This window comes from Azoarcus olearius, assembly GCF_001682385.1.
Classification (GTDB): domain Bacteria; phylum Pseudomonadota; class Gammaproteobacteria; order Burkholderiales; family Rhodocyclaceae; genus Azoarcus; species Azoarcus olearius.
The window spans coordinates 2168224-2192884 of record NZ_CP016210.1; the positions used below are offsets into that span (position 1 = coordinate 2168224).

At 67.5% G+C, this 24661-nt stretch carries 26 protein-coding genes; 7 read left to right on the forward strand and 19 right to left on the reverse strand.

Going from position 1 to position 24661, the window contains the following annotated elements; genetic code table 11:
• Positions 1-3: 3 nt before the first annotated feature.
• A complete protein-coding gene (gene hpnE, locus dqs_RS10015) occupies positions 4-1311 on the forward strand; it encodes a hydroxysqualene dehydroxylase HpnE (RefSeq protein ID WP_065340385.1) in 1308 nt (435 codons plus the stop codon).
• Between the two features lie 11 nt (positions 1312-1322).
• Here the strand turns inward: hpnE and dqs_RS10020 are convergent, their stop codons facing one another.
• Positions 1323-2447, reverse strand: coding sequence for a M14 family metallopeptidase (locus tag dqs_RS10020; protein ID WP_065340386.1), 1125 nt, complete (start codon positions 2445-2447; stop codon positions 1323-1325).
• Between the two features lie 29 nt (positions 2448-2476).
• The gene (yaaA, locus tag dqs_RS10025; RefSeq protein WP_065340387.1) at positions 2477-3262 is read right to left on the reverse strand and encodes a peroxide stress protein YaaA; all 786 of its coding nucleotides are present in this window, start codon (positions 3260-3262) and stop codon (positions 2477-2479) included.
• 114 nt (positions 3263-3376) lie between these two features.
• Here yaaA and bioA point away from each other — a divergent pair, with 114 nt between their 5' ends.
• From bioA to bioD, 5 genes are read left to right on the forward strand one after another with little or no spacing between them, the layout of a single operon-like run.
• Positions 3377-4729, forward strand: a complete 1353-nt coding sequence (bioA, locus tag dqs_RS10030) for an adenosylmethionine--8-amino-7-oxononanoate transaminase (RefSeq protein WP_065341695.1) — start codon at positions 3377-3379, stop codon at positions 4727-4729.
• Positions 4729-5901, forward strand: a complete 1173-nt coding sequence (gene bioF, locus dqs_RS10035; RefSeq protein ID WP_065340388.1) for an 8-amino-7-oxononanoate synthase — start codon at positions 4729-4731, stop codon at positions 5899-5901. Before bioA ends, bioF begins: the two co-directional genes overlap by 1 nt.
• A complete protein-coding gene (locus dqs_RS10040; protein ID WP_236778748.1) occupies positions 5894-6658 on the forward strand; it encodes an alpha/beta fold hydrolase in 765 nt (254 codons plus the stop codon). Before bioF ends, dqs_RS10040 begins: the two co-directional genes overlap by 8 nt.
• Positions 6651-7445 (forward strand): methyltransferase domain-containing protein, encoded by a 795-nt coding sequence (locus dqs_RS10045; protein WP_065340389.1) that lies wholly within the window; start codon positions 6651-6653, stop codon positions 7443-7445. The genes dqs_RS10040 and dqs_RS10045 overlap by 8 nt, the downstream gene beginning before the upstream one ends.
• Complete coding sequence (gene bioD / locus dqs_RS10050) at positions 7442-8128, forward strand: dethiobiotin synthase (RefSeq protein ID WP_011765625.1); 687 nt, start codon at positions 7442-7444, stop codon at positions 8126-8128. The genes dqs_RS10045 and bioD overlap by 4 nt, the downstream gene beginning before the upstream one ends.
• 3 nt (positions 8129-8131) lie before the next feature.
• Here bioD and dqs_RS10055 read toward each other — a convergent pair whose 3' ends face one another.
• The 17 genes from dqs_RS10055 to rpsB form a co-directional block, all read right to left on the reverse strand.
• Positions 8132-8923: a TrmH family RNA methyltransferase gene (locus dqs_RS10055; protein ID WP_011765626.1), complete on the reverse strand. Its 792-nt coding sequence runs from the start codon at positions 8921-8923 to the stop codon at positions 8132-8134.
• A gap of 12 nt (positions 8924-8935) precedes the next feature.
• Positions 8936-9391 carry a CopD family protein gene (locus dqs_RS10060; RefSeq protein WP_065340390.1) on the reverse strand — a complete coding sequence of 152 codons (456 nt, stop codon included), beginning with the start codon at positions 9389-9391 and terminating at the stop codon, positions 8936-8938.
• Entirely contained in the window at positions 9388-10002 is a 615-nt protein-coding gene (gene rnhB / locus dqs_RS10065; protein ID WP_011765628.1) for a ribonuclease HII, read from the reverse strand. Before rnhB ends, dqs_RS10060 begins: the two co-directional genes overlap by 4 nt.
• Positions 9975-11150: a lipid-A-disaccharide synthase gene (gene lpxB, locus dqs_RS10070; RefSeq protein ID WP_011765629.1), complete on the reverse strand. Its 1176-nt coding sequence runs from the start codon at positions 11148-11150 to the stop codon at positions 9975-9977. Before lpxB ends, rnhB begins: the two co-directional genes overlap by 28 nt.
• Before the next feature lie 4 nt (positions 11151-11154).
• A complete protein-coding gene (gene lpxA, locus dqs_RS10075; protein ID WP_011765630.1) occupies positions 11155-11925 on the reverse strand; it encodes an acyl-ACP--UDP-N-acetylglucosamine O-acyltransferase in 771 nt (256 codons plus the stop codon).
• Positions 11922-12359, reverse strand: a complete 438-nt coding sequence (fabZ, locus tag dqs_RS10080; RefSeq protein WP_011765631.1) for a 3-hydroxyacyl-ACP dehydratase FabZ — start codon at positions 12357-12359, stop codon at positions 11922-11924. The genes lpxA and fabZ overlap by 4 nt, the downstream gene beginning before the upstream one ends.
• 5 nt (positions 12360-12364) lie before the next feature.
• Positions 12365-13390, reverse strand: a complete 1026-nt coding sequence (gene lpxD / locus dqs_RS10085; RefSeq protein ID WP_065340391.1) for a UDP-3-O-(3-hydroxymyristoyl)glucosamine N-acyltransferase — start codon at positions 13388-13390, stop codon at positions 12365-12367.
• 13 nt (positions 13391-13403) lie between these two features.
• Positions 13404-13904: an OmpH/Skp family outer membrane protein gene (locus tag dqs_RS10090; protein ID WP_011765633.1), complete on the reverse strand. Its 501-nt coding sequence runs from the start codon at positions 13902-13904 to the stop codon at positions 13404-13406.
• A 33-nt stretch (positions 13905-13937) separates the two neighbouring features.
• Positions 13938-16247 (reverse strand): outer membrane protein assembly factor BamA, encoded by a 2310-nt coding sequence (gene bamA / locus dqs_RS10095; RefSeq protein WP_041642506.1) that lies wholly within the window; start codon positions 16245-16247, stop codon positions 13938-13940.
• A gap of 8 nt (positions 16248-16255) precedes the next feature.
• Complete coding sequence (rseP, locus tag dqs_RS10100) at positions 16256-17620, reverse strand: RIP metalloprotease RseP (RefSeq protein WP_065340392.1); 1365 nt, start codon at positions 17618-17620, stop codon at positions 16256-16258.
• The gene (gene ispC, locus dqs_RS10105) at positions 17620-18819 is read right to left on the reverse strand and encodes a 1-deoxy-D-xylulose-5-phosphate reductoisomerase (RefSeq protein ID WP_065340393.1); all 1200 of its coding nucleotides are present in this window, start codon (positions 18817-18819) and stop codon (positions 17620-17622) included. Before ispC ends, rseP begins: the two co-directional genes overlap by 1 nt.
• 16 nt (positions 18820-18835) lie before the next feature.
• Positions 18836-19660, reverse strand: a complete 825-nt coding sequence (locus tag dqs_RS10110; protein ID WP_065340394.1) for a phosphatidate cytidylyltransferase — start codon at positions 19658-19660, stop codon at positions 18836-18838.
• A complete protein-coding gene (gene uppS, locus dqs_RS10115) occupies positions 19653-20453 on the reverse strand; it encodes a polyprenyl diphosphate synthase (RefSeq protein ID WP_011765638.1) in 801 nt (266 codons plus the stop codon). Before uppS ends, dqs_RS10110 begins: the two co-directional genes overlap by 8 nt.
• A gap of 47 nt (positions 20454-20500) precedes the next feature.
• Entirely contained in the window at positions 20501-21058 is a 558-nt protein-coding gene (gene frr / locus dqs_RS10120) for a ribosome recycling factor (RefSeq protein WP_011765639.1), read from the reverse strand.
• A 10-nt stretch (positions 21059-21068) separates the two neighbouring features.
• The gene (gene pyrH, locus dqs_RS10125) at positions 21069-21785 is read right to left on the reverse strand and encodes a UMP kinase (RefSeq protein WP_011765640.1); all 717 of its coding nucleotides are present in this window, start codon (positions 21783-21785) and stop codon (positions 21069-21071) included.
• 10 nt (positions 21786-21795) lie between these two features.
• Positions 21796-22689: a translation elongation factor Ts gene (gene tsf / locus dqs_RS10130; protein WP_011765641.1), complete on the reverse strand. Its 894-nt coding sequence runs from the start codon at positions 22687-22689 to the stop codon at positions 21796-21798.
• 111 nt (positions 22690-22800) lie between these two features.
• Positions 22801-23556 carry a 30S ribosomal protein S2 gene (rpsB, locus tag dqs_RS10135; protein WP_011765642.1) on the reverse strand — a complete coding sequence of 252 codons (756 nt, stop codon included), beginning with the start codon at positions 23554-23556 and terminating at the stop codon, positions 22801-22803.
• A gap of 279 nt (positions 23557-23835) precedes the next feature.
• On the opposite strand from rpsB, the gene map reads away from it, so the two are divergent.
• Positions 23836-24654 carry a type I methionyl aminopeptidase gene (map, locus tag dqs_RS10140; protein WP_011765643.1) on the forward strand — a complete coding sequence of 273 codons (819 nt, stop codon included), beginning with the start codon at positions 23836-23838 and terminating at the stop codon, positions 24652-24654.
• The last annotated feature ends 7 nt before the right edge of the window (positions 24655-24661 follow it).

A 24661-nucleotide genomic window follows, 5' to 3' on the forward strand; every position in this document is an offset into this window, starting at 1 on the left:
CCGATGAGCGCGTCCGTTCCCGCGGTCGCCGTCATCGGCGCCGGTTACGCCGGGCTTGCGTGCGCAGTGGAGTTGGCGCGCCGGGGCGTGCATGTGTCCGTGTTCGAGCGCTCTCACACGCTGGGCGGTCGGGCGCGGGTGGTGCGCAAGGACGGTTGGGAGGTCGACAACGGCCAGCACATCCTGATTGGTGCCTACACCGAACTCACGCGCCTGTTGCGCCTCACGGGCGGCTCGCCCAAGCAGCTCGAGCGCCTGCCGCTGACGCTGCACGTGCCCGGCCACCTGCACCTGCGCGCGGCCAGCCTGCCGGCGCCGCTGCATCTCGCGGTGGGTTTGCTGCTGGCACGCGGATTGAGCGGCGCCGACCGGCTCGCGATGTTGCGGCTGATGCGCTGGCTGAAGGCGCAGTCCTTCGCCCCGGACCCCTCGATGACGGTGGCGGACATGCTGCTCGCCACTGCCCAGACGCCGAAACTGACCGAGCTGGTGTGGGTGCCGCTGTGCGTAGCCGCGCTCAACACGCCGGCCGAATCCGCTTCCGCGCGGGTGTTCGCCGCGGTACTGCGTGACAGCCTTGCCTCTGGCGCCGCGGCAAGCGAGCTGCTGATCCCGCGGGTCGATCTGTCGGAGCTGTTCCCGGTTCCTGCGGCGCGCTTTCTCGCCACCCGGCGCGGCACGCTGCGTACCGGCAACGCGATCGACGCGATCACGCCTGGCGACGCGGGCTTCATGCTGGAAGGCGACCCCGGGCGGCGCCCGTGGAGCCAGGTGGTGGTGGCGACCGCGCCCTACCACGCCGCCGCGCTGCTGGCCTCCACCGGCGCGTGCGAGCGGCTGGCGGCGCAGATCGAGGCCTTGCCGCACGAGCCCATCGTCACCGTCTATCTCGCGTTCGGCGAAGGCGTGCGTCTGCCCGAGGCGATGATCGGCCTGGCGGGCGGTCCCGCGCAGTGGGCGTTCGACCGCGGCCAGCTTGGCGGGCGCGAAGGTCTGCTGGCCTGCGTCATCAGTGCCAGCGGCCCGCACGAGGCGATGCCCCGCGACGAACTGATCCTTGCAACCCACCGCCAGCTGGAAACCGCGCTTGGCCGCCGTCTGCCGGCGCTGAGCTGGTCGCAGGTGATCGTCGAGAAGCGGGCCACCTTCGCGTGCCGGCCGGGCCTTTTTCGACCCGACATCCGTACCCCGCTGCCCGGCCTGTGGCTTGCGGGCGATTACGTCGAGTCGCCCTATCCGGCCACGCTGGAAACGGCCGTGCGCTCGGGCGTGGCCTGCGCCACCGGCATCCTCGCCCGCCTGGAGCGCTGAGGCCCGCCCCTTCAGCCGCCGACATGGCGGAGGATGGCGTTGAGCATCGCGGCGCCGAGCCGCTTGCTGCGCGCACCGTTCCAGCCGACCAGTCCATCCGGCAGGTTGGCGTTGTCCTTGAACGGCATTTCCAGCGTCAGCGAGACGCAGCCGAAGCGATGCGCCACCCACTTGCTTGCCAGGGTCAGCAATTCCTCGCCGAAACGGCCGGGCTGGTAGCCGTGCTGCCGTTGGAAGTCCGGGCTGGCGGCGGCGAAAGCCTCGACGAAGGCGGCCTGCCGGGCTGCGGTGGCAGCGGTGAAGCCCGGTACCTCCTCGGCGGTGGAGAAGAACACGTAGGGCAGCGCCTCGTCGCCATGGATGTCCAGGAACAGGTCGCAGCCGCTCGCTTCCATCGCCGCGCGCAGATGGAACACCTCGGGGCTGCTGGTTTCGTCCGGGGCCAGCCATTCGCGGTTGAGGTTGCGCCCCGCGGCATTGGTGCGCAGGTTGCCATGGACCGCGCCGTCCGGATTCGCATTGGGCACGATGTGGAAGGTGGCGTGCTCGCGCAGCCGGCGTGCCACGGGGTCGGCCGCGTCCAGCAGGCGTTCGAGCAGGCCTTCGATGAACCACTCGGCCATCGTTTCGCCGGGGTGCTGGCGGCCGACGATCCACACCACGGGGCGCCCGGGTAGTGCGCGCCCCACCGTGACGAGGTCGAGGTCGCGTTCTTCCACCGTGGCGCCGAGGCTACGACATTCGGCAAACGGCGAGGCGTCGGCCCAGGCGATCAGGTCGAGATGGCGCTCGTACGAGTAGGGCTCGAAATACGCGTAGTAGATGCTGTTGCGCTCGGGCGTGTGCTCGACGACGAGGCGGCCGTCCTGGTAATGCGTGGTGGGAATGCGGAACCAGTTGCGGCGATCGTAGGACGCCACGCAGCGGTAATCGGTCCAGCCGTCCGGATACGCGGCGCGATCGGCGTTCTCGAACACCAGCCGGACCGGCGTGCCCGCCGCATCCTGAAGCCGGAAATGGAACCACTGGCAGAAGGCCGCGGCGTTGTCCGCGCGCAGGCGCAGGCGAATGTCCTGCGGGTCGGCCAGGCTGACGACCTCGATCGCGCCGGCGTCGAAATTGGAACTGATCTTCATGGTGCCGCCCCCCCGTCCCCCGCCCGCGCTCAGTTCTGCCGCCGGCGGAATACCCAGCTGTGCTCGTCCGACGCTTCGGCCACAAAGGTGTAGCCGTCGCTGTCGAATGCCTTCAGGTCCTCGACCTCGTCCAGTTGCCGCTCGATCGCGTAGCGGCTCATCAGGCCCCGCGCGCGCTTGGCGTAGAAGCTGATGATCTTGTAGCGGCCGTCCTTCCAGTCTTCGAAGGTCGGGGTCACCAGGCGGCCCTTGAGCAGCTTGGGCTTGACCGACTTGAAGTACTCCTCGGAGGCCAGATTCACCAGCACCGCTTCGCGGCCAGCGGCGCGCTCGAGATCGAGCAGGCGATTGAGTTCGGTGGTGATGCGTTCGCCCCAGAAGGCGTAGAGGTCCTTGCCGCGGGGGTTGGAGAGTCGCGTGCCCATCTCCAGCCGATAGGGCTGCATCAGGTCGAGCGGACGCAACACACCATACAGCCCGGACAGGATGCGCAGATGATCCTGCGCCCAGGCCAGACCGTCCTCGCCCAGCGTGGTGGCGGCAAGACCCTCGTAGACGTCGCCGTTGAAGGCAAGGATGGCCTGCTTGGCGTTGTCCGGCGCAAACGGGCGTGACCAGGTCGCATAACGCGCAACGTTGAGGCTGGCGAGCTTGTCGGAGAGGCTCATCAGGCCGGCGATGTCGGCCGGCGTGCAGGTGCGCAGGATGTCGATGAGTTCGGCGGCGTCGTCGAGGAAGTCCGGCGTGGTGAAGCGTGCGGTGACAGGCGGCGTCTCGTAGTCGAGCGCCTTGGCGGGCGAGATGACGAAGATCATGGACGGAAGGAAATCTGGATGGATGGGGCGATGTTAGCAAAGTCGGCGGTTTGACAGCCCCTTCCCGATTGCGCACCATTGGCCGGTTTCGCCCTGCCCCAGACCCTGCATCCGATGCCCTTCCAGTCCAGTTCCGACCTTCTGCAGCGCTCGCTCGCCGCAGTCTGGCACCCGTGCACCCAGATGAAGCACCACGAAACGCTGCCGCTGGTGCCCATCGTCCGCGGTGAAGGCGCCTGGCTGATCGACGCCGACGGACGCCGCCTGCTCGACGGCATCAGCTCGTGGTGGGTCAATCTCTTCGGACACTGCAACCGCCGCATCAACGCCGCGCTGCGCGAACAGCTGGAAACGCTGGAGCACGTGATGCTGGCCGGCTTCACCCATCCGCCCGCGGTAGAACTGGCCGAACGGCTGGCCGCGCTGACCGGCCACCGTCTGGGCCACGCCTTCTATGCTTCCGACGGCGCCTCGGCGACCGAGATCGCGCTGAAGATGAGCGTGCATTACTGGCGCAATCGGGGCGAAGCCGGCAAGAACCGTTTCATCAGCCTCGCCGGCAGCTATCACGGCGAAACCGCCGGCGCGCTGGCCGTGACCGATGTGGCCTTGTTCCGCGACGCCTATGCGCCGCTGGTGCGGCCGGGCGCGACCGTGCCCACGCCCGACATCCGCCTGGCGGTGGCGGGCGAATCGGCATCCAGCCTGGCCCGGCGCGCGGCGCAAGCGCTGGAAGCGCACCTGGCCGAGCACCACGCCGAAACCGCCGCACTGATCGTGGAGCCGCTGGTGCAGGGGGCCTCCGGCATGGTGATGTACGACGCCGAGTACCTGCGCCAGGCCCGTGCGCTGTGCGACCGCTACCGGGTGCACCTGATTGCCGACGAGATCGCCGTGGGCTGCGGGCGCACCGGCACCTTCTTCGCGTGGGAGCAGGTCGCGGCGGATGACGCGGCGGGCTGGCCGGATTTCATCTGCCTCTCCAAAGGCATTTCGGGCGGCTATCTGCCGCTGTCGCTGGTGCTCTCCAGCGACGATATCTACGCCGCGTTCTACGACGACAGCAGCACGCGCGCCTTCCTGCATTCGCACTCCTACACGGGTAATCCGCTGGCCTGCCGCGCCGCGCTGGCAACGCTGGACATCTTCCGCGAGGACGACGTCGTGGCCGAGAACCGGGGCCGCGCCGAGCGCATGCGGCGACAGGCGGACGAGCGTTTCGCCAACCATCCGGCGGTCCGTCACCTGCGCCAGCAGGGGATGATCCTGGCCTTCGATGTCGATACCGGCACGCTCGGTGCGGGCGAGTTTGCGCGCCGCTTCTTCGCCGCGGCGCTGGACCATGGCCTGCTGCTGCGGCCGATCGGCAACACGGTCTACTTCATGCCGCCCTACGTGCTGGGCGAGGACGAACTGCGTCACCTCGTCGACGGCGCGGCCGCCGCGCTAGAGCGGGCGCTGCGCTGATGTCCGCCCTGCTGGACCGCCTGCGCACCGACCTCTCCGCGCTTGCCGGCCAGGGCCTGCGGCGGGTGCGCCGCAGCAACGCCGTGCCCTGCGCGCCGCGCGCCCTGGTCGACGGACGGGAGATGCTCGCCTTCTGTTCCAACGACTACCTTGGCCTCGCCGCCGAACCCGCCCTGGCGACGGCGCTGGCGCAGGCGAGCAGCCGGTGGGGCGCGGGCTCGGGCGCATCGCACCTCGTCAGCGGCCACTATGCAGTGCACGACGCGCTGGAGCACCGCCTGGCGGCCTTCGTCGGCGCCGAGCGCGCGCTCTATTTTTCCACCGGCTACATGGCCAACGCCGGCATCGTCCCGGCGCTCGTGGGGCGGGGGGACGCGGTGTTCGCAGACCGTCTCAACCACGCTTCGCTGGTCGATGGCGTGCTGCTGTCGCGTGGCGACATGCACCGCTACCCGCACGGCGATCTGGCGGTGCTGGCACGTCAGCTCGCCGGCAGCAGCGCGGCCCGCAAGCTCATCGTCACCGATGCCGTGTTCAGCATGGACGGCGACGTGGCACCGCTCGCCGATCTGCTCGAACTCGCCGAGCGCCACGACGCCTGGCTGATGGTGGATGACGCGCACGGCTTCGGCGTGCTGGGGCCGCAGGGGCGCGGTGCCCTGGCGGACGCGGGGTTGCAGCACTGGCGGCTGATCTACGTCGGCACGCTGGGCAAGGCCGCGGGCGTTTCCGGCGCGTTTGCCGCCGGTCACGGCGAACTCGTGGAATGGCTGTTGCAGAAGGCGCGCACCTACATCTTCACGACCGGCGCACCGCCGGCGCTGGCGGAAGCGCTGCTGGTCAGCCTTGACCTGATCGAGGCCGCCGACGACCGTCGCACGCATCTCGCCGGCCTCATCGAACGCTTTGGCGCAGAACTGACGCTGAGCCGCTGGCAGCGCCTGCCCTCGCGCACGCCGATCCAGCCGATCCGCATCGGTGGCAACGAGGAAGCCCTGGCGGTCGCCCGCGCGCTGTGGGATGAAGGGTTGTGGGTGCCCGCGATTCGTCCGCCCACGGTTCCGGCAGGCAGTGCCCGCCTGCGGGTGTCGCTGACCGCTGCCCATACCGAAGCCGACGTGCTTCGCCTTGCGCGGACGCTGAACCGCCTGGAGCACGCCGCGCATGGTTGAGATCGGGATGTCCAGCCTGCCGCCGCTGGTGCTGCTGCACGGCTGGGGCATGACGCCGGCGGTCTGGGACGGGCTCGCACCGGCGCTGCGGGAGCGCTTCGCCGTATCCGCCCCGCCCCTGCCCTGTCACCTCGGCAGTGAAGTCACGACGGGAGCGCTGCCTGCATGGGCCGATGCGATCGCCGGCGGCTTGCCGGATGACGCGCTGGTGTGCGGCTGGTCGCTCGGGGCGCAACTGGCGATGACGCTGGCGCTGCGCCATCCGCACAAGGTAAGACGGTTGCTGCTGGTGGGTGCAACGCCCTGCTTCGTCGCCGCGCCCGGCTGGGGGGCCGCGCTGGATGCCGCCACGGTGACCGCCTTCGTTGAAGGGTTTCGCGCGTCGCCCGCGCCGACGCTACGGCGTTTCCTGAGCCTGCAGGTGCAGGGCGAGGCAAGGCGCAAGCCGGTGCTGCAGGCGCTGGGCGCCACCGCCGTCGCGGCGGATGCGTTGGAGGCGGGAGACGCCGCAGCGCTCGCGGCCGCGCTCGACGTGCTGGTTTCGACCGACCTGCGCGCGCTGGCTGGCCGCATTACCGCGCCGACCCTGCTGGTCCACGGCGACGGCGACGCCCTGATGCCGCTCGACGCCGCGCACTGGTTGGCTGAAGCCTTGCCGCACGCGCGCCTGGAGGTTTTCGCCGACAGCGGCCACGCGCCTTTCTTGTCCGATCCCGAGCGCTTCGTCGCCCTGCTGGGGGCGCTTGGCGATGCTTGAACCCACGGCACGCAAAGCGGCGGTCAGGCGCGCGTTCGACCGCGCGGCCGACGGGTACGATCGCGCCGCGGACATCCAGCGCGCAGCCTGCGACCGCTTGGCCGTGCTGGCACACCGTCATCCGCCTGCCGACGGTGCTACGCGCGTGATCGACGCCGGCTGCGGCACGGGCTACGGCGCGGCTGCGCTCGCGGCGTTGTGCCCCGCCGCCAGCCGGATCGGCGTGGACTTTGCGCCGGCGATGCTGCAGCGGATGAGGCGGGTTGCCGGGGCGGTTGCGCCGGTGTGCGCGGATATCGAGGCGCTCCCGCTGGCCACCGGCTGTGCGGACGCGCTGTGGTCGAGCCTGGCGATGCAGTGGTGTACGCCGGCGCGGGTGCTGGCCGAGTGCGCGCGGGTGCTGCGGCCCGGTGGCGCAGGCTGGATTGCGACGCTGGGTCCGCGCACCCTGTACGAGTTGCGGGCGGCTTTCGCCGAAGTGGATGGTGCCGCCCATGTGCTCGACATGCACGACGCCGCGGTGTGGTGCGCCGCGGCGCGGGGGGCGGGCCTGGCTGTGCTTGCGTGCGAAAGCGCTGATCTGCAGGCGCACGCGCCCGACTTGCGCACGCTGCTGCATAACATCAAGGCGGTCGGCGCGCAGACCGTGCCCGGCGATCGTCGCCGTGCCCCGCTTGGCCGCAGCGCGTGGCGGCGGCTGGAGCACGCCTACGAGGCCTACCGCGACGCCGACGGCCGCCTGCCCGCCACCTACGATCTCATCCTGCTCGCGCTGTTCCGCCCATGACTGCTTCCGCTCACGCCAACGCCTGGTTCGTTACCGGCACCGATACCGAAGTCGGCAAGACCTTCGCCACCTGTGCGCTGATCCACGCCGCCCGTGCAAAGGGCTTGCGCACCGTGGGGATGAAGCCGGTTGCCGCCGGCGCGGAGCGGGTGGCCGGTGAATGGGTGAATGAGGACGCCGCGCGCCTGCGTGCGGCGGGCAGCTTCGACCCCGGCCTCGCGCTGCTCAATCCCTACTGCCTGCGCAGCCCGGTCGCGCCGCACATCGCTGCGGCCGAGGAAGGCGTGACCTTGAATCCCGCGGTGATGATCGACGCCTTTGCGCAGCTTCGCGCGCTCGCGGACTGTGTGTTCGTCGAAGGCGTGGGCGGCTTTCGCGTGCCGCTCGCGCAGGGTTACGACACGGCCGACCTCGCGGTGCAGCTCGGGTTGCCGGTGATCCTGGTGGTCGGTCTGCGCCTGGGCTGCATCAACCATGCCCTGCTGACGGTCGAAGCGATCGCCGCGCGCGGCTTGCCGCTGGCCGGATGGATCGCCAACGAGATTGCACCGGAGATGCTGCGCAGGGATGAAAACCTTGCCGCGCTGCGAGCCGGGATCACCGCGCCACTGCTCGGCGTGCTGCCTCACCAGCCGGATCGCGATGCGGCGGCGGTTGCCGGCCGGCTGGTGCTGCCGGGCTGAGGATCAGCCTCGCGCAGCGCGCTGGCGGCGCTGTTCGAACAGGCACACTGCGGCCGCCGCCGCGACGTTGAGGGATTCGATCCCCGCCGCCATCGGAATCAGCACGGTACCGGTTGCGAGCGCCTTCGCCGCTTCGCTCAGGCCCTGCCCTTCGGCCCCGAACAGCCATGCGACCGGGCCGCGCAGATCGGTTTCGTAAAGCGACTTCGCCCGCGCGTCGAGCGCGGTCGCAAGCACCGCCCCCGGGTAAGTGGCAAGAAGCCCGGCCAGGTCGGTGCATTCGTGGATACGCAGGTGGAAATGCGCGCCCATGCCGGCCCGCAGTGTGCGCGGTGACCAAGGCTGCGCGCAGCCGCCGGTCAGGACGACATCTTCCACGCCCGCCGCGGCCGCAGTGCGCAGGATGGTGCCGAGGTTGCCCGGATCTTGCACGCCGTCGAGCACCACCAGCGAAGCACCGGCGGCCGGTGCGGGCGCCGCGGGCGGGATATCCGCAACCGCAAGGATGCCGGTGGGCGTATCGACCGGACTGACATGCGCGACGAGGCTGTCGTCGAGCTTGAGCGCGGGAATGGTGGCCGGTGCGCGTTCGAGCAGGCTGCGGATTTCCGCGCGGGCGTAGCCGCTCTCGGAGACTACCAGGCGCTTCAGGGGCCAGCCTGCGTCGAGTGCCGCGCCGATCAGATGGGGGCCATCGAACAGGGTTTCGCCCGCCTTGCGGCGGTCACGCGCGTTATGGGCGAGTCCGTGCAGGTGCTTGACCGCCGGATTGTCGCGCGAGGTGATCGATTTCATGCCTGCGTGCGCCTACCAGCCGAGGCCGAGTGTGGCCAGCGCGATGGTGGCGATGCCGAGCGCGAGATTGAAGGCAACGCGTGCGCGGATGCGTTGCATGGCGATCGCACCCTGCGCCCAGTCTTCGCGTGCGACCGCCGCGCGCAGGGCGCGCCAGGGGCCGAACCAGATCGACACAAACACCGCGATCATCACCGCGCCGGTCAGCGCCATCAGGTGCCAGGCCTTCGGCGCACCCGCCATGCCCACTTCCAGCAGCATCGAGACGCCGGACAGCAGGATCAGCCCGATCGCGGCCCACACCAGGGCGAAGAAGGTTCGCAGTACCGCGGCCCACAAGGCCAGCCGTTGCGCGGGAGGCAGCGCCATGGCGGCGGGCCGCAGGCAGCCCCACGCGAAAGCCATGCCGCCCACCCATACGGTGACGCCGAGCAGATGCAGGAAAAGCATGAGGTGGTGGAAGGTCATGCGCTTTCTTCCTCGACCCACAGGGGCGGGTTCTGCAGCAGTTCGCGCACCGGGCCAAAGCTGCGGCGATAGAAGTCCGCAATGCCGTGGCGGCGGAGCGCGGCGAGATGGCCCGCCGTCGGGTAGCCCTTGTGGTCGGCCAGGCCGTAGTGCGGGTACTGCTCGTGCAATGCCTTCATGCCGGCGTCGCGGACCGTCTTGGCGAGGATGGACGCGGCGGAGATCGCAGGTTCGCTGGCGTCCCCGCCCACTACCGCGCGAGCCGGTACCGCCAGCGTGGGGCAGCGGTTGCCGTCGATCAGGACCTCGCCGGGCAGCACCGACAGCGCGCTGACCGCGCGCTGCATGGCGAGCATGGTGGCGTGGAGGATGTTGAGGCGGTCGATTTCCTCGACGCTGGCCTCGGCCACGGCCCAGGCCAGCGCCCGCTCGCGGATCAAGGGCGCGAGGCGATCGCGCGCGCGTTCGGTGAGCTTCTTGGAGTCGGCCAGGCCGTCGATCGGGCGCGCGGGGTCGAGGATGACCGCCGCGGCGACCACCGGGCCGCATAGCGGGCCGCGGCCCGCCTCGTCGACACCGCAGATCAGGCGGAGACGCTGACTGGCTGGCACGATGCGCTACTCGATAGATACGGCAGGACGGCTGCGGCGGCCTTTTCGGCGGTGTTTTGCCGCAGGCTGTGATGGAGTGCGGTGAAGCGTTCGGTCAATGCAGCGCAGGCGGCGGGATCGACGAGCCAGCGTTCCAGCGCGTCCGCCAGCTTCGGCGGCGTCGCGTCGTCCTGCACGAGTTCCGGCACCAGCCCTTCCCTGCACAGGATGTTGGGCAAGCCGATCCAGGGCAGATAGGCCATGCGCTTCATCAGCCGGTACTGCCACTTGCCCATGCGGTAGGTGATCACCATCGGCCGCTTGAGCAGCGCCGCCTCCAGCGAGGCCGTGCCGCTTGCGACGAGCACCGCGTCCGCCGCGGTCATCGCATCGACGGCGTGGCCGAACAGCATGCGCAGCGGCAATTCGTCGCCCTTGTTGCGCGCAAGCGCCGCGCTGAACAACTCGCGCGTCTCGCGCGTGGCCAACGGGACCAGGAAGAGCACGTCGGGATGGCGCTGGGCGAGCATCGCCGCGGTTTCGATGAAGAGTTCGCCGAGATTGCGCACTTCGGACTGGCGGCTGCCCGGCAGCAGGGCGACGACCTTGCGTTCAGGGGCGATGTCCAGCCGCTCCCGCGCCGCGGCGCGGTCCGGTTCGAGCGGAAACACGTCGGCCAGCGGATGCCCCACGTAGCTGACCGGTACGCCGGCGCGCTCGTAGAGTTCCGGCTCGAACGGGAACATGCACAACATGCGTGTCACCGAACGCGCGATCCGTTTGATCCGCCCCCCGCGCCAGGCCCAGATGGACGGGCTGACGAAATGGATGGCGGGGATGCCGGCGGCCTTGATCTTGCCTTCGAGCCACAGGTTGAAATCGGGCGCGTCGACGCCGATGAAGGCGTCCGGGCGCTCGCGGCGCACCTGCTTCAGCAGCTTCTTGCGGATGCCCGACAATTCCCGGTAGCGCTTCAGCGCGTCGACATAACCGTGCACTGCAAGCAGTTCGCAGGGCCAGCGGGCATCGAAGCCTTCGGCCTGCATCTTGGGGCCGCCGATGCCGAAGAATTCCGCGTCGGGCACGCGCGCGCGGATCGCGCGGATCAGGTGACTGGCGAGGAGATCGCCGGAGGCTTCTCCGGCGACCATGGCGATTCGCGGCGCCATGCCGTCACCTGACGATGCCGCGGGAGGACTGGGCGATGAAGTCGGCGAACGGCGCCACGTCCGCGTGCTCGGCGACGATTTCCGCAATGCGCTCGCGCGCCTCGTCGAGCTTGAGACCGGAGCGGTACAAGGCGCGGTAGGCGCGCTTGATCGCGGCGATCGCGTCCGCGGAGTAGCCGCGGCGCTTCAGGCCTTCGCTGTTGATGCCGTGCGGCGCAGCAGGGTTGCCGGCAACCGTGACGAAGGGAGGCAGGTCCTGCAGCAGTACCGTGCCGACGCCACAGAAGCTATGGGCACCCACGCGGCAGAACTGGTGCACGCCGGTGAAGCCGCCGAGGATGGCCCAGTCGCCGACATGCACATGCCCTGCAAGCGTGGCGTTGTTGGCGAAGATGGTGTGGTCGCCCACCTGGCAGTCGTGCGCAATGTGCACGTAAGCCATGATCCAGTTGTCGCTGCCGACGCGGGTGACGTGCGCATCCTGCGTGGTGCCCACGTTGAAGGAGCAGAACTCGCGGATGGTGTTGCGGTCGCCGATCTCGAGGCGGGTCGCTTCGTCGTCGTACTTCTTGTCCTGCGGCGAGGCGCCGATCGAGCAGAACTGGAAGATCTCGTTGTCGCGGCCGATGCGGGTGTGGCCCTCGACGACGACGTGGGGCCCGATGCGGGTGCCGTCGCCGATCTCGACGTGTTCGCCGATGATGGAATACGCACCGACGGCAACATTGGCGCCCAGCCGTGCGCCGGGGTGAATGATGGCGGTCGGGTGGATCATGACAGGGTCTTGAGTGCGCACATCAGTTCGGCTTCGGTCGCGATTTCACCATTCACGCGCGCTACGCCCTTGTACTTGTAGATGTTGCGCTTGCTCTGGGTGATCTCGACTTCCATCAGCAACTGGTCCCCCGGTACCACCGGGCGCTTGAAGCGCACGGCGTCGATGCCCGCGAAGTAAACGACCGAATTCTGGTCGGGCTTCACGCCCATGCTCTTGAACGACAGCACCGCGGCGGCCTGAGCCATTGCCTCGACGATGAGGACGCCGGGCATCACCGGGTGATGCGGGAAATGGCCCGGGAAGAACGGTTCGTTCATCGTCACGTTCTTCAGCGCGAGGATGCGCTTGTTCTCTTCCAGCTCCAGCACCCGATCCACCAGCAGGAAGGGGTAACGGTGCGGGAGGTACTGGACGATTTCGTTGATATCCATGGCGATCAGGCTGATTCCGGGTGGTCCGGCGATTGTTCGAGGGCGCGTATTCTAGCGGCGAGGCTGTCCAGGTGGCGCAGGTGGGCGAAGTTTTTCACCCAGTCGGCGTGGGGCTGGACAGGCAGGTTGGCCGTATAGACGCCCGGTTTGTGGATGGATTTGGTGACCAGCGTGCCCGCCGAGATGACGACGTCGTCGGCGATGGTGAGGTGGCCGATGATGCCCGCCTGCCCGCCGATCATGCAGCGGGCGCCGATCTGGGTGCTGCCGGCGATGCCGACGCAGCCGGCGATCGCGGTGTAGTCGCCGATCCGCACGTTGTGACCGATCTGGATCTGGTTGTCGATCTTGACCCCGTTGCCGATCACCGTGTCATCGAGTGCGCCGCGGTCGATGGTGGTGTTGGCGCCGATCTCGACGTCGTCCCCGATCACCACGCGGCCGACCTGCGGAATCTTGACCCAGGCGCCGCTCTTCTCGCGCGCGAAACCGAAGCCGTCCGAGCCGATGACCGCGCCGGCATGGATCAGGCAGTTCGCGCCGATCACGCAGCCGGGGTAGATCACGACGCGCGGCGCGAGCCGGGTGCCGGCGCCGATGCGCACGCCCGCACCGATGCTGCTCCCCGCGCCAATCACCACGTCTTCGCCCAGTTCGACGCCCGCGCCGATGCTGGCACCCGCCGCCACCGATACGCTGGCGGGAACCGCGACCGCCACGTCCGCGAGCGGATGAACGCCGGGTGCGACCGCTTCGGGCGGGTTGAAGAGCTGGGCGACGCGGGCGAAATACAGATAGGGGTCGCGGGTGACGATGCCGGCCTTTTCACCGAGCAGGCTGCGCGCGCTGTCGGCGACGATGATGGCGCTGGCGTGGCTGGACTTCAGCCGGCCGACGTACTTGGGATTGGCGAGGAAGGAGAGGTCGCCCTCCCCTGCCTGTTCCAGCGTGGCGACGCGCCGCACCGTGGTCGCCGGATCGCCGACGACATCCCCGCCCAGCCGCGCGGCCAGCTCATCGAGGCGAAACATCGGGGCGAAGCGCTTACTTGCCTTCGGACAGGGACTTGATGACCTTGTCCGTGATGTCGATGCGCGGGCTGGCGTAGACCGCTTCCTGCAGGATCACGTCGAACTTCTCCGCTTCGGCGATCTGCTTGACGGTGCGGTTGGCCTTCTCGAGCACCGAGGCGAGTTCTTCGTTGCGGCGCTGGTTGAGGTCTTCACGGAACTCGCGCTGCTTGCGCTGGAAATCGCGGTTCAGGTCGTTGAAGGCGCGTTCCTTGTTGCGGCGGTCGGATTCGGCCAGCGTGGTGGATGCGCTTTCCAGCTCGTTCTGCATCGACTTGAGGTCGTTCGCCATGCGCTGCAGTTCCTGGTCGCGCTTTTCGAACTCCTTCTCCAGCCGCTGCTGGGCCCGCATCGCCGGCGCGGCTTCGCGCATGACGCGGTCCGAATTGACGAAGCCGATCTTGGTCTCTGCCTGTGCCGCCTGGCTGATGCCGATCAGGGCCAACGCGAGCACGGAAATGGTGCTGACTTTCACTTATGCCTCCAACAAATCTCGAACTGGCCGCAATCAGAAAATGCTGCCCAACTGGAACTGGAACCGCTGGATGTCGTCGCCGCTGTCTTTCTTGATCGGCATGCCGAGGCTGAACTTCAGCGGGCCGATCGGCGAACTCCACGCGAACGCAAGCCCGGTACTGTAGCGCAAGTCGCCGAACTTGAGCTTTTGATCCTCGCCCCATACATAGCCGGCGTCGACGAAGGCCGAAATCCGGAACGAGCGGTCGGTGCCGGCGCCCGGCATCGGGAAGAAGAACTCCGCGTTGCCGATCAGCTTGCGGGTGCCGCCGAGCGCGTCGCCCTCGGAATCCTTCGGCCCCAGCGTGCTCTGTTCGAAGCCGCGCACCGAACCGATACCGCCGGCGTAGAAGTTCTTGTAGAACGGCACTTCCTTGCCGCCGTAACCCTTGGCCCAGCCGGCTTCGCCATTCAGCATCAGCGCGTAGTCACGGCCGAGCGGGAACCAGTGCTGGTACTGGTAATTGAGCTTGGTGTAGCGCAGCTTGCCCGGCGGCACTGCCACTTCGCCATGAATGCGCTGATAGACGCCCTGGCGGGGGTAGAGGTAGCTGTCGCGGCTGTCACGCGCCCAGCCGGCACTGGCAGTAAGGCTGTTGACCGTGACGTTGCCGATGCCGTCGTCGCTGCTGCAGCCGTAGTCGATGCAGAAGCCCTTGTACTGCTCGGGGCTTTCCTCGTAGGTGGTGATCTTGGTGCGGTCGACGGTGAGGCCGAAGTTGATGTTGTCGTCTTCACCGATCGGGTAACCCAGGCGCAGGCCGGCGCCGGTGGAGACCGTCTTGTACGGCGACACCGAGTAGGACTCCGACGGGTCGTAAGTGCGGTGATAGAGATCCCAACCGAGACTGACGCCATCGACGGTGTAGTACGGATTGGTGAAGGACAGTGCGTAGGTGCGGCTGGAGCTGCTGGTGTTGAGGCCGAGCGTCATCGCGTTGCCGCTGCCGAACAGGTTCTGCTGCGAGATGGACGCCGACAGCACGACCTTTTCGGAGCTGGAGAAGCCGGCGCCGAGCATCAGGTTGCCGGTCGCGCGCTCCTTCACCGTCATGTTCACGTCCACCTGGTCGGTGGTGCCGGGCACCGGCGGCGTTTCGACGTTGACCTCGTCGAAGAAGCCGAGGCGGTCGACACGGGTGCGGGAACGGTTGATGGCAGCGGCGTCGTACCAGGCACCTTCCATCTGGCGCAACTCGCGGCGCACGACTTCGTCGCGGGTCTTGGTATTGCCACCGACGTTGATCCGGCGCACGTACACCCGGCGGCCCGGATCGACGAACACGGTGAAAGACACTTCACGCTTGTCCTTGTCGACTTCGGGGGCAGCATTGACGTTGGCGAAGGCGTAGCCCTCGTTGCCGAGGCGGTCGGTGATCGCCTTGGTGGTTTCGGTCAGACGCTCGCGGGAGAAGGTGTCGCCCGGCTTTACCGTCGTCAGGCCGAGATATTCGGATTCCGGCAGGATCAGGTCGCCGGTGAAGCGTACCCCGGTCACCGTGTAGCGTTCGCCCTCGGTGATGTTCACCGTGATGTAGATGTCCTTCTTGTCCGGCGTGATCGACACCTGGGTGGAGTCGATGTTGAAGTCGAGGTAGCCGCGGTCGAGGTAGTAGGAACGCAGGTTTTCCAGGTCGGCCGAAAGCTTCTGGCGCGAATACTGGTCGTTCTTGGTGTACCAGGTGAGCCAGCCCGGCGTGGTGAGCTGGAAGCGTGCGAGGAGGTCGTCTTCGTCGAACACCTTGGCGCCGACGATGCTGATCTGGCGGATGCGCGCGACATCGCCTTCATCCACGTTGAAGTTGATGCTGACGCGGTTACGCTCCAGCGGCGTGACGGTGGTCGTGATCGTCGCCGAGTACTTGCCGCGCGAGAGGTACTGGCGCTTGAGTTCCTGTTCGGCGCGGTCGAGCAGCGCGCGGTCGAAGATGCGCGACTCGGCAAGACCGACCTCGCGCAGGCTCTTCTTCAACGCGTCCTTGTCGAATTCCTTGATGCCGACGAAGTCGATCTGGGCGATGGCCGGCCGCTCGTCCACCAGCACCACGAGCACCTGGTTTTCGACTTCGATCTTGACGTCGCGGAAGAAGCCGGTGGCGAACAGCGCCCGGATCGCCTCGGCCGCCTGAGCTTCGTTGAACGTGTCGCCGACCTTGACCGGCAGATAGCTGAAAACCGTGCCCGCCTCGGTGCGCTGGATGCCTTCGACACGGATGTCCTTGACCACGAAGGGATCGAAGGCGAATGCCGGCGCAGCGGCAAAGAGGGCCATCACGAGCCCTGAGAGAAGCTTGTGTTTCATGCGGGTCACTAGCCGGAAATGAGACGGGTTATGTCGTTGTAGAAGGCGAATGCCATGAGCATTGCGAGGAGGACGAGACCGATTTGTTGACCGATCTCCATGATGCGTTCCGGAATCGGGCCGCCTTTGACGATTTCGACCAGATAATACAGTAAATGCCCGCCATCCAGCACCGGGATGGGCAGCAGGTTCAGCACCCCCAGGCTGATGCTGATGAGGGCCACGAACTTCAGGTAGTGGCTGAGGCCGAGCTGTGCGGTCTGGCCGGCGTAATCGGCGATCGTGACCGGGCCGGAAAGGTTCTTCCACGATACCTCGCCGGTCAGCATGCGGCCCATCATCTGCAGGCTCAGCACGCTGGTTTCCCAGGCCTGGCGGACAGCCTTCGCGAATCCTTCGAAGGGGCCGTAGCTCACCTTGGCGAACATCGAGGCGCCGCCCACGAGCGGTTCAGCCACCGCGACGCCGATGCGGCCGATCTGCTCGCCATTGTCGGTAGCGGCGTCGGGCGTCACCTCCAGGGTCAGGTTGCGGCCGTCGCGGCGCACGGTGAAGGACAGCGGCTTGCCCGGCGAAGCGCGTACCGCAGAAACCATGTCCGACCACTCGGCCACGGCGCGCGCGTCCACCGCGATGACTTCGTCGCCGCTCAGCAGGCCCGCGCGCGCGGCCGCGCCTTCCGGGGCTACTTTGCCCAGCACCGCGGGCACCGGTGGCCGCCAGGGCTTGAGCCCGATGCGGGCGATGAGGTCGGTCTTGCCGTCGTCGACTGCGATGCCGGAAAGATCCAGCGCGCGGGTGGTGGTGAGGTCGTCGATCGTGCGGACCGCGAGGACGATGCGACGGTTGTCGAGCGCGTGGCGTAACAGCGCCCAGCGCAGCTCCTGCCAGCTGCGGACCGCCTCGTCATCCACCGACAGCACGAGATCGCCTTCCATGATTCCGGCGGCCGCTGCGGGGGTATTCACCTCGGTGAGGGCGAGACGGGGGCGCAGTTCATCGGTGCCGGCGACGAAGATGGCCCAGTAGAGCAGGATGGCGAGCGCGAAATTGGCGAGCGGCCCCGCGGCGACGATTGCAAACCGGCGGCCGACCGGCTGGCGGTTGAAGGCCCGGTGCAACTCGGCAGGTGCCACCTCCCCTTCGCGTTCATCCAGCATCTTGACGTAGCCGCCGAGCGGAAACGCGCCGAGCGCCCATTCGGTGCCGTCGCGTCCGGCGCGCCATTTGATCAGCGGCTTGCCGAAGCCGATCGAAAAGCGCAATACCTTCACGCCGCAGCGTCGCGCCACCAGGTAGTGGCCGAGTTCGTGAACGAGGATCAGCAGACCGAGTGCGAACGCAAACGGAATCAGGTAATCGAGAAGATTCATCAGGGGATCCGGCGGGTCTGTATTTCTTCCCGCGCGATCCGGCGGGCGTGGCGATCCGCGTCAAGCACGGCTTCGACCGAATCGACCGCATGTTGCCCCGCACGTTCCATCGTTGCTTCGATGACGGCCGGAATGCCGCGGAAGCCGAGCTGTCCTTCCAGGAAGGCGGCGACGGCCTCTTCGTTGGCGGCGTTGAGCGTGGCCGCTGCAGAACCGCCCTCTTCCAGGGCGCGGTACGCGAGTGCGAGGCAGGGGAAGCGGTGGAAGTCGGGGCGCTCGAAGGCAAGCTGGCCGATCGCGAAAAGATCGAGCGGCGCGACGCCCGAGTCGATCCGCTCCGGCCACGCAAGCGCATGGGCGATCGGGGTGCGCATGTCGGGATTGCCGAGCTGGGCGAGAACCGAGCCGTCGAGGTAATCCACCATCGAGTGGATCACGCTCTGCGGGTGCACCACCACCTCGATGATGGAAGCCGGTGCGCCGAAGAGCCAATGGGCTTCGATCACCTCCAGCCCCTTGTTCATCATCGTCGCGGAATCCACCGAGATCTTGCGGCCCATGACCCAGTTTGGGTGAGCGCAAGCCTGGTCCGGCGTGACTGCGTCGAGCGCTTCGAGCGGCGTCGAGCGGAACGGACCGCCGGACGCCGTCAGCAGGATGCGGCGGACGCCGGCCGCGTCGGGAATCCGCCGATAGTCGACCGGCAGCGCCTGGAAGACGGCGTTATGTTCGCTGTCGATCGGAAGCAGGACCGCGTTGCTGGCCGCCACCGTGTCCATGAACAGGCGGCCCGACAGCACCAGCGCTTCCTTGTTCGCCAGCAGCACCTTCTTGCCGGCGCGGGCCGCAGCGAGCGTGGGCTTGAGTCCGGCGGCGCCGACGATGGCTGCCATCACCGCATGAACGTCGCCATGTGCGGCGACGTCCTCCAGGGCTGCCGCGCCGGCAAGGACCTCGGTGCGGCAGCCCTGCTGGACCAGGAGCCGCTGGAGGCGCGTGGCTGCATCGGCATCGACCATGACCGCGTAGCGCGGGCGGTGGCGCAGGCAGATCTCCACCATCCGCTCCACCTGACGGTGGGCGCTGACGGCGAAAACGGCGAAGCGGTCGGGGTGGCGGGCTACAACGTCGAGCGTGCTGGCGCCAATGGAACCGGTGGCGCCCAGGATGGTGATCTGCTGGACAGGGGATGCGGGCATAGGGCGGGCCGGAGGCTCAGCGGGCCAGCCACAGTGCGGCAAGGCCCAGGAGCGGAAGCGTTGAAGTGAGGCTGTCGATGCGGTCCAGGACTCCGCCATGACCCGGCAGGAGCGCGCCGCTGTCCTTCAGACCGGCCTGGCGCTTGAGCAGTGATTCGAAGAGGTCGCCGACGATGCTGACCGCGGTCAGGGCAACGAGCATGGGCACCAGCGTTGCGAGCACGGCGGCGGTGAGCGGAAGCGCCCCGGTGCTTGCGACCAGGATCAGGCCGAACACCACGACGCCCAGCGTTGCGCCAACCGCGCCCTCCCACGTTTTGCCCGGGCTGATCTGCGGCGCCAGCTTGTGGCGGCCGAACGCGCGACCGGCGAAATAGGCTGCGATGTCGGCGACCCACGCGACCGACATGGCCGCCAGCAGCACCCACGGGCCCAGGTGACGCAGATGCGCGAGGGCGAGCGTGGCCGGGACGAGCACGACGAGGCCGATGGCGATGCCGGCACCGGCGCCGGAAATGCGCCACTTGCGCGCGAGCCAGGGCGGGATCGCCACCAGCCAGAACAGGGCGCTGCAGACATACAGCGGCAGCAAGGCCGCAGCCTGGGGCGTGTCGTGGCCGAACCCTGCGGCGAGACCGATCAGGGCACTCACGAGGCCGGCAAAGGCGGTGAATGCGGTGCGCAGGGTGGGCGAGAAACCGGCGAGCGCGCCCCACTCCCACGCTGCAGCCGCGCATACCACCGCTGCGAAGGCGAGCCACAACGCGGCCGGAAGCAGAAACAGCGCACCGAGCAGGCCGCACAGCAGCACCAGGGCGGTGATGACCCGCGTCTTAAGCATGAGGTTCGGTACCCGCGACGGTGGCTTGGGCGGGGCTGGCCCCGGCGACCTGTTCGCTGGTGCGGCCGAAGCGACGTTCGCGGGCGCCGTACCAGGCGATGGCCTTGTCGAGTTCCGCGGCGTCGAAGTCGGGCCACAGGGTGTCGGTGAAGTACAGTTCCGCGTAAGCGAGCTGCCAGAGCAGGAAGTTGCTGATGCGCTGCTCGCCCCCGGTGCGGATGAAGAGATCCGGCTCCGGTGCGAAGCTCATCGACAGCTCGCTGGCAAGCTCTTCCTCGGAAAACGCGCCCTGCCGTTCCGGGTGGCGCGCCACGAGGCGGTTGAGCGCATTGAGGATGTCCCAGCGCCCGCCGTAGTTGGCGGCGATGGTCAGCGTGAAACGGTCATTGGCCGCGGTGAGCGCCTCCGCCTCGCGGATGGCGGCGATCAGGGGCGCGTCGAAGCGTTCGAGGTCGCCGACGATGCGCAGCCGGATGCCGTTCTGGTGCAGCCGGCCGACTTCCTTCTTGAGCGACTTGATGAAGAGCTGCATCAGGAAGGAGACTTCGTCGGCCGGGCGCCGCCAGTTCTCGGAACTGAAGGCGAACAGCGTCAGGTATTCCACCCCGCGGTCCATGCAGGCGCGGATCGTGGTGCGGACCGACTCCACTCCGCGGGTGTGGCCGGCAATGCGCGGCATGAAACGCTTGCGCGCCCAGCGCCCGTTGCCGTCCATGATGATGGCGACGTGGCGCGGTACGGTGCTGACCTCGGGGATCGCCCGGGTCGAACTGGTAAAGCCGATATCGGCCATCGTCCGCCTCCTCGCCTCGTCCGCTCTGGGAACAGTCGATCCGGAGATCAGATCTGCATCAGTTCCTGCTCTTTCTGGGCGAGCAGCTTGTCGATTTCGGCGACGTACTTGTCGGTCAGCTTCTGGATGTCATCCTGGGAGCGACGCTCGTCGTCCTCGGAGATGGTCTTGTCCTTCACCGCGTCTTTCAGATGCTGGTTGGCATCGCGGCGCAGGTTGCGGACGGCGACCTTGGCGGTTTCGCCTTCCTGGCGGACCACCTTGGTGAGGTCGCGGCGGCGCTCTTCGGTGAGCGCCGGCATCGGCACGCGGATGATCTCGCCCATGTTGGCGGGGTTGAGACCGAGGTCGCAGTCGCGGATGGCCTTCTCGACCTTGCCGAGCATGGGCTTTTCCCAGGTCTGGACGCCGATGGTGCGGGCGTCGATCAGGGTGATGTTGGCGACCTGGTTGATCGGCACCATGGAGCCGTAGTACTCGACCATCACGTGATCGAGCAGACCGGTGTGGGCACGGCCGGTGCGGATCTTGGCGAGGTCGGTCTTCAGCGCGTCGATCGACTTCTGCATCTTCTGCTCAGTCGTCTTCTTGAGATCGGAAATCATGCGCGACTCCTCAGGAATGGACCAGCGTCCCTTCGTCTTCACCCATCACGACACGCTTGAGCGCGCCCGGCTTGAAGATCGAGAACACGTTGATCGGCAGTTTCTGGTCACGGCAGAGCGCGAACGCGGTGGCGTCGAGCACGGCCAGGTTGCGGCCGATCGCTTCGTCGAAGCTGATGCGGTGGAAGCGCTGGGCGGCCGGGTCCTTCTTGGGGTCGGCGGTATAGACGCCATCGACCTTGGTCGCCTTCAGGACGATCTGGGCGGCGATCTCCGACCCCCGCAGTGCAGCCGCGGTATCGGTGGTGAAGAAGGGGTTGCCGGTGCCGGCAGCGAAGATGACCACGCGGCCTTCTTCAAGATGACGGATGGCGCGGCCGCGGATGTAGGGTTCGACCACCTGGTCGATCCGCAGCGCGGACTGGACCCGGGCCTCGACGCCATTGCGGCGCATCGCGTCGGCGAGTGCCATCGCGTTCATGACCGTCGCGAGCATGCCCATGTAGTCCGCGGTGGCGCGGTCCATGCCGGAAGCCGCGCCTTTCATGCCACGGAAGATATTTCCGCCGCCGATTACCACACCCACTTCCACGCCCAGACGCGTCACCTCGGCGATCTCCGAGACGATGCGGCTCACCACATCTTCGTTGATTCCGTAGGCGTCGTCCCCCATCAGGGCTTCGCCGGAAAGCTTCAGCAGGATGCGCTTGTAAGCGGCAGCGGTCACGTAGTGCTCCTTACTTCTTGGCAGCAGCCGCGGCAGCCTGCTCGGCCACTTCGGCGGCGAAGTCGGTCACTTTCTTCTCGATGCCTTCGCCGACGATGTACAGCACGAAGGACGCCACCGAGGCGCCACGCGCCTTCAGCAGGGCTTCGACGGTCTGCTTGTCGTCCTTGACGAAGGGCTGGCCGAGCAGGGTCACTTCCTTCAGGAACTTCTGCACGGTGCCTTCGGCGATCTTCTCGAGCATGGCTTCCGGCTTGCCGGCTTCGCGCGCCTTCTCGACCGCGATGCGGCGCTCGGATTCGATCAGTTCCTGCGACACGCCGGAGGCATCCAGCGACTTCGGCTTGGACGCGGCGATGTGCATGGCCAGATCCTTGGCGAGTTGCTCGTCGCCACCGACCAGATCAACCAGCACGCCGATCTTGGCGCCGGCGTGGACATAGCTCGCCACCTGGCCCTTGGCCTCAATGCGGGAGAAGCGGCGGACGGTGATGTTTTCGCCGATCTTGCCGACCAGCGCGGTGCGGAAGGCTTCGACGGTCTGGCCGTCGAGTTCGAGCGCGGACAGCGCTTCGACGTCGGCCGGGTTCTTGGTGGCAACCAGGGTCGCGAGCGAGCCGGCGAGGCCGATGAAGTCGTCGTTCTTGGCGACGAAGTCGGTTTCGCAGTTCAGTTCGACCATCGCGGCCAGCTTGCCGTCGGCCGACAGGTAGGTGCCGACGATGCCTTCGGCGGTGACGCGCGCGGCGGCCTTGGAGGCCTTGTTGCCGAGCTTGATACGCAGCACTTCTTCAGCCTTGGCCATGTCGCCGCCGGCTTCGGTCAGTGCCTTCTTGCATTCCATCATCGGCGCGTCGGTCTTCTCGCGCAGTTCCTTGACCATGCTTGCGGTGATTTCCGCCATGTTAGCTCCTGGATTGCTGGGCGCGACCGCCCGTCACAAGACGCGGCCGCCGCGCGGGGAATTTCACGTGATGCCCGGCACGCTCGCACTGCGAGCGCGCCGGGGCAGGAATCAGCCCTGCTGTTCCTGGCTGCCTTCTTCGACTTCGACGAATTCGTCACCGCCGGCGGCGACGATTTCCTGCAGCACCTGGCTGCGGCCTTCCAGCACGGCGTCGGCCACGCCACGGGCGTACAGGCGGATGGCGCGCGAGGAGTCGTCGTTGCCCGGGATGATGTAGTCGATGCCTTCCGGCGAGTGGTTGGTATCGACCACGCCCACGACCGGGATGCCCAGCTTCTGGGCTTCGGTCACGGCGATCTTGTGGTAGCCGACGTCGATGATGAAGATCGCGTCCGGCAGGCCGCCCATGTCCTTGATGCCGCCGATGCTCTTCTGCAGCTTTTCGAGTTCGCGGGTCACGGTCAGGGCTTCGCGCTTGGACAGGCGCTCGATCGAGCCGTCCTCGATCATGGCCTCGACTTCCTTCAGGCGCTTGATCGACTGCTTGACCGTCTTGAAGTTGGTCAGCATGCCGCCCAGCCAGCGCTCGTCAACGTAGGGCATGCCGGCACGGCGGGCTTCCTCGGCGAGGATCTCGCGCGCCTGGCGCTTGGTGGAGACGAACAGGATGGTGCCGCGGTTGGCGGCGAGCTTGCGCACGAAGTTCATCGCTTCGTTGTACTTCACCATCGTCTTTTCGAGGTTGACGATGTGGATCTTGTTGCGCTGGCCGAAGATGTACGGGGCCATGCGCGGATTCCAGAAACGGGTCTGGTGGCCGAAGTGGACGCCCGCTTCGAGCATCTGACGCATCGTGACAGTCATTTGAAACTCCAGTACTAGGGTTGAACCTCCGCCCCTCAGCGCTGGAGGCGAGCGGCCATTCGGCGACGTCTCGCGTCCAACTTTTGCCGCGCTGCCTGTTCAAAGCGAATACAGTGCGTCGCGGACCCTGTTCTGGTGGGCGTGCGGATTTTGCCTGCGCTAGCAGACAAGCCCGAGATGTTAGCACGCGCGGGTTAAGCCGCTCAAGGCGGCCGGCCGCTGCGTTTGCCCGAACACTGCCCATGCGCTAGCCTTGTGACCTTTTGAGCCCCCACCCCGATGAGCATTACCCTCAAGACCGCAGAAGAAATCGAAAAGATGCGGCTGGCCTGCCGCCTGGCTGCCGAAGTGCTCGACCACGTCGAGCCCTACGTGAAACCCGGCGTGACCACGGCCGAACTGGACAGGATCTGCCATGAGTACATGGTGAACGTCCAGCACACGGTACCCGCCCCCCTCAACTACGCGCCGCCGGGTTACACGCCCTACCCCAAGTCGATCTGCACCTCGGTGAACCACCAGGTCTGCCATGGTATTCCCGGCGACAAGGCGCTCAAGAAAGGCGACATCGTCAACCTCGACATCACCGTCATCACCGAAGACGGTTTTCACGGCGATACCAGCCGGATGTTCATCGTCGGCGGTGACGGCGCCATCCTTGCCAAGCGCCTGTGCCAGGTGACGTTCGAATGCCTGTGGCTGGGCATCGCCGCGGTGCGCCCGGGCGCGCGGCTCGGCGACATCGGCGCGGTCATCCAGAAGCACGCCGAGGGCAATGGTTTTTCGGTGGTGCGCGAATTCTGCGGTCACGGCATCGGACGCAAGTTCCACGAGGAGCCGCAGGTGCTGCACTACGGCAAGGCCGGCACCGGCGTGGAACTGAAGCCCGGCATGATCTTCACGATCGAGCCGATGATCAATGCCGGCAAGGCGGCGATTTCCGAACTGCCCGACGGCTGGACCATCGTGACCAAGGACCGCAGCCTGTCGGCGCAGTGGGAGCACACCATTCTGGTGACCGAGACGGGCGTGGAGGTGCTGACCCTGTCGGCCAAGTGCCCGCCGCCCCCGCCCCTGGTCGCGGCGTCGTTTGCCTGACTTGCCG

Excerpts from the sequence above, each read along its gene's own strand:
- lpxB (WP_011765629.1), bottom strand. The coding sequence starts at position 11,150 with ATGGCGCCGCGAATCGCCATGGTCGCCGGAGAAGCCTCCGGCGATCTC.
- dqs_RS10020 (WP_065340386.1), bottom strand. The coding sequence starts at position 2,447 with ATGAAGATCAGTTCCAATTTCGACGCCGGCGCGATCGAGGTCGTCAGC.
- bioA (WP_065341695.1), top strand. The coding sequence starts at position 3,377 with ATGCCCTTCCAGTCCAGTTCCGACCTTCTGCAGCGCTCGCTCGCCGCA.
- bioF (WP_065340388.1), top strand. The coding sequence starts at position 4,729 with ATGTCCGCCCTGCTGGACCGCCTGCGCACCGACCTCTCCGCGCTTGCC.
- rpsB (WP_011765642.1), bottom strand. The coding sequence starts at position 23,556 with ATGACTGTCACGATGCGTCAGATGCTCGAAGCGGGCGTCCACTTCGGC.
- tsf (WP_011765641.1), bottom strand. The coding sequence starts at position 22,689 with ATGGCGGAAATCACCGCAAGCATGGTCAAGGAACTGCGCGAGAAGACC.
- yaaA (WP_065340387.1), bottom strand. The coding sequence starts at position 3,262 with ATGATCTTCGTCATCTCGCCCGCCAAGGCGCTCGACTACGAGACGCCG.
- bioD (WP_011765625.1), top strand. The coding sequence starts at position 7,442 with ATGACTGCTTCCGCTCACGCCAACGCCTGGTTCGTTACCGGCACCGAT.
- dqs_RS10055 (WP_011765626.1), bottom strand. The coding sequence starts at position 8,923 with ATGAAATCGATCACCTCGCGCGACAATCCGGCGGTCAAGCACCTGCAC.
- lpxA (WP_011765630.1), bottom strand. The coding sequence starts at position 11,925 with ATGATCCACCCGACCGCCATCATTCACCCCGGCGCACGGCTGGGCGCC.
- fabZ (WP_011765631.1), bottom strand. The coding sequence starts at position 12,359 with ATGGATATCAACGAAATCGTCCAGTACCTCCCGCACCGTTACCCCTTC.
- hpnE (WP_065340385.1), top strand. The coding sequence starts at position 4 with ATGAGCGCGTCCGTTCCCGCGGTCGCCGTCATCGGCGCCGGTTACGCC.
- lpxD (WP_065340391.1), bottom strand. The coding sequence starts at position 13,390 with ATGTTTCGCCTCGATGAGCTGGCCGCGCGGCTGGGCGGGGATGTCGTC.
- map (WP_011765643.1), top strand. The coding sequence starts at position 23,836 with ATGAGCATTACCCTCAAGACCGCAGAAGAAATCGAAAAGATGCGGCTG.
- dqs_RS10045 (WP_065340389.1), top strand. The coding sequence starts at position 6,651 with ATGCTTGAACCCACGGCACGCAAAGCGGCGGTCAGGCGCGCGTTCGAC.
- rseP (WP_065340392.1), bottom strand. The coding sequence starts at position 17,620 with ATGAATCTTCTCGATTACCTGATTCCGTTTGCGTTCGCACTCGGTCTG.
- dqs_RS10110 (WP_065340394.1), bottom strand. The coding sequence starts at position 19,660 with ATGCTTAAGACGCGGGTCATCACCGCCCTGGTGCTGCTGTGCGGCCTG.
- ispC (WP_065340393.1), bottom strand. The coding sequence starts at position 18,819 with ATGCCCGCATCCCCTGTCCAGCAGATCACCATCCTGGGCGCCACCGGT.
- bamA (WP_041642506.1), bottom strand. The coding sequence starts at position 16,247 with ATGAAACACAAGCTTCTCTCAGGGCTCGTGATGGCCCTCTTTGCCGCT.
- dqs_RS10040 (WP_236778748.1), top strand. The coding sequence starts at position 5,894 with ATGGTTGAGATCGGGATGTCCAGCCTGCCGCCGCTGGTGCTGCTGCAC.
- dqs_RS10060 (WP_065340390.1), bottom strand. The coding sequence starts at position 9,391 with ATGACCTTCCACCACCTCATGCTTTTCCTGCATCTGCTCGGCGTCACC.
- uppS (WP_011765638.1), bottom strand. The coding sequence starts at position 20,453 with ATGGCCGATATCGGCTTTACCAGTTCGACCCGGGCGATCCCCGAGGTC.
- frr (WP_011765639.1), bottom strand. The coding sequence starts at position 21,058 with ATGATTTCCGATCTCAAGAAGACGACTGAGCAGAAGATGCAGAAGTCG.